Here is a 1,408-nt window from a genome sequence, read left to right as displayed (position 1 = left end):
GTGCAACCTTCTGGCTGCGACCCTGCAGGATCGCCAGCAGCGGCGTCAGGCTGTGCAGCTCAGGCATGCCGTTGGCCTTTGGCCCCTGGAAGCGCACGACCACGATCACATCCCCGGTGAATTCACCGGCTTTGAAAGCGGCTTTGACTTCGTTCTGATCGGCGAAGACGCGCACCGGCGCCTCGACTACCTGATGTTCAGGCGCCACGGCAGAAACCTTCATGACCGCGGTGCCAAGATTGCCGGTCAAACGCTTCAGGCCGCCGGTCGGCTGAAACGGGTCGTGCGGCGGGCGCAGGATGGTCTCGTTCAGACTGCGGCCCGCACCCTTGCGCCAGGCCAGAACGCCATCGTCCAGCACAGGCTCCTGAGTGTAATTCTCCAGCCCCTCGCCTGCCACGGTCATGGTGTCCGGATGCAGCTGCCCGGTCTCCAGCAAGCGGCCGATCATGTAACCAAGGCCGCCTGCGGCATGGAAATGGTTCACATCCGCAAGCCCGTTAGGATAGACCCGTGCCATTAGCGGGGTAACTTCGGAGAGATCCGAGAAATCTTGCCAGTCGAGCACGATCCCACCCGCACGTGCCATGGCCACCAGGTGGATTAGCAGGTTGGTCGAGCCGCCAGTGGCATTCAGCCCGACGATCCCGTTCACAAATGCCCTTTCATCAAGAATGCCGCAGACTGGCGTGTAGTGATTGCCAAGCGCACTGAGCGACAAGGCGCGTTTGGCGCTTTCCTGGGTCAGGGCATCGCGCAGCGCGGTGTCCGGCGGCACGAAGCTGGCGCCTGGCAGGTGCAGCCCCATGAATTCCATCAGCATTTGGTTGGTGTTGGCTGTGCCGTAAAAGGTGCAGGTGCCCGGCCCGTGATAGGCGGCCATCTCAGCAGCCAGCAGCGTATCCCGGTCAACTTCACCCGCTGCAAATTGCTGGCGGACTTTGGCCTTTTCGTCATTGGCCAACCCGCTGGCCATGGGCCCCGCGGGCAGGAAGACAGTGGGAAGATGACCAAAAGCCTGGGCGGCAATGACCAGCCCGGGCACGATCTTGTCGCAGACCCCCAGATAGACGGCGGCGTCGAATGTCGCGTGGCTGAGCGCAACCGAGGCTGCCAGCGCGATCACATCGCGGGAAAACAGGCTCAGCTCCATGCCCGCCTCCCCCTGGGTGACGCCATCGCACATGGCAGGCACCCCGCCCACCACCTGCGCGGTGCCGCCCGCCTTGCGGGCTGCCTGCTTGATCAGGGCCGGATAATGTTCAAAGGGCTGATGGGCCGAAAGCATGTCGTTGTAGGCGGTGACGATGCCGAGGTTGCCTGCTTTGCGCTCGACCAGTTGCGCCTTGTCGCCACCGGAGGCGGCATAGGCATGAGCCTGGCCGCTGCAAGACAGATGGGCGCGGGC

The 1,408-nt window shown here is 63.6% G+C and carries 1 protein-coding gene; it reads right to left on the bottom strand.

The features are described from left to right. Positions 1 to 1,408, bottom strand: a 1,408-nt coding sequence (gene edd / locus A2I95_RS37865; protein WP_291737575.1) for a phosphogluconate dehydratase, incomplete at both ends; no start/stop codon positions are given.

Source organism: Leisingera sp. F5 (assembly GCF_001593695.1).
Note: the sequence above shows the minus strand (reverse complement) of the source record. Positions and strands in the feature narration are given on the sequence as shown.